Origin of the sequence: Mesorhizobium sp. M0001 (assembly GCF_040324255.1) — a bacterium.
Classification (GTDB): domain Bacteria; phylum Pseudomonadota; class Alphaproteobacteria; order Rhizobiales; family Rhizobiaceae; genus Mesorhizobium.
Map to the genome: position 1 here is coordinate 1 of NZ_JAMYVS010000038.1, position 1,325 is coordinate 1,325.

General features: G+C 57.4%; 1 protein-coding gene. It reads right to left on the reverse strand.

The window, feature by feature from the left end:
• Position 1: 1 nt before the first annotated feature.
• The coding region (locus NKK50_RS31245) for an aspartate aminotransferase family protein (RefSeq protein WP_352544376.1) at positions 2-1,325 on the reverse strand (1,324 nt) is incomplete at its 5' end.

Below are 1,325 nucleotides of genomic sequence, written 5' to 3' on the forward strand. Positions count from 1 at the left end.
GTCAGTCGAAGTCATCAGCCAGTTCGCCATATCGGTCCAAAAAGACGCCAAAAGCATTCTCCATCGCCGAGAACTCGTCGTCGGTATTGACCATGGACACGGTGAACTGGCCGCGCCTGGTGATAAAGATGCCGTTGTTGATCATGAAAAGCTGTAACAGCTTTCGAAAGATCGGTGGGGTCTTGACGTCCTCAGGGCCGCGCGGCATGTCCGCCTGGAAATGTGTCGAGATCAGGGAGCCAAAACTGCCTAATTGCAGGGGCACTCCTCGGCTGTTCGCTTGACCTAGTAAAGCAAACCGCAGTTCGTTGGAGCGGGCATTCAGCCGGTCGACCTTTTCCTGAACAAAGACCTTTTTCAGCGCAGCATGCCCCGCGATCATGGTCAGAACGTTGTTGCTAAAAGTGCCGCCGTGCGAGAGCATTCTTTCATGACCGGGCCCCAGCCTGTCCATATGTCGCGCGGGCCCGCACAAAGCCCCGAAGTTGAGACCGCCGCCGAAGAACTTGCCGAGCGTGGTCAGGTCCGGATAGACACCGATTACCGATTGATAACCGCCGACGGCGAACCTTGCGGTTTGCACCTCGTCAAATATCAGCAACGCTCCGATCTCATCGCAAATCGAACGCAGTCGGCTCAGGAAAGCCGTGTCAGCCAGGAAGCCGCCAGCGCTGCCCATGATCGGCTCGACCAGAATGGCCGCGATGTCCTTACCCTCCTTCCGGACGATCTCCTCGACGGTGTCGATGTGATTGAATCGGGCGAGGCGGACGTCCGCACGCTCGACATTCATCTCACTCTCGGGCTCAAGCCAGTTCAAGATGTTACCGTGGTAGCCGCCGAAGAAGCCCAGCACCAATCGCCGTCCTGTTTCGGCCTTGGCAAGTTGTATCGCGGCAACGTTTGCTTCCGTCCCGGACGTCAGGAAGCGAACCCTCTCGATGGAGCGAAAGCGGTCGCAGATCTCGCGGGCAAACGCCACCTCATGATCGTGCGTGCCCCCGTAACTCACCCCGTTGTCCAGTGCGGACTTGAGCGCTGACACGATCGCTTCGTTCGAATGGCCAAAGAGAGCGGCGGTTAGGTCATTTCCGAAATCCGAATATTCGTGGCCGTCCGCATCGATCACCTTGCTGGATCGTGCAGAGCTGAAGAAAAGCGGGAACGGATCGAAATACAGCGAACCGCGCGTGTTGCCGCCAGGCAAGACCTCCTTGGCGGCCTCAAATTTCTGTCTGCTCGTCGGGTTTGAGCTTTCATAAACACGCTGCTCATGCGCAACGGCGTCGTTGATCGTAGACTTGGTTTCTGCGGACTGCTGCATC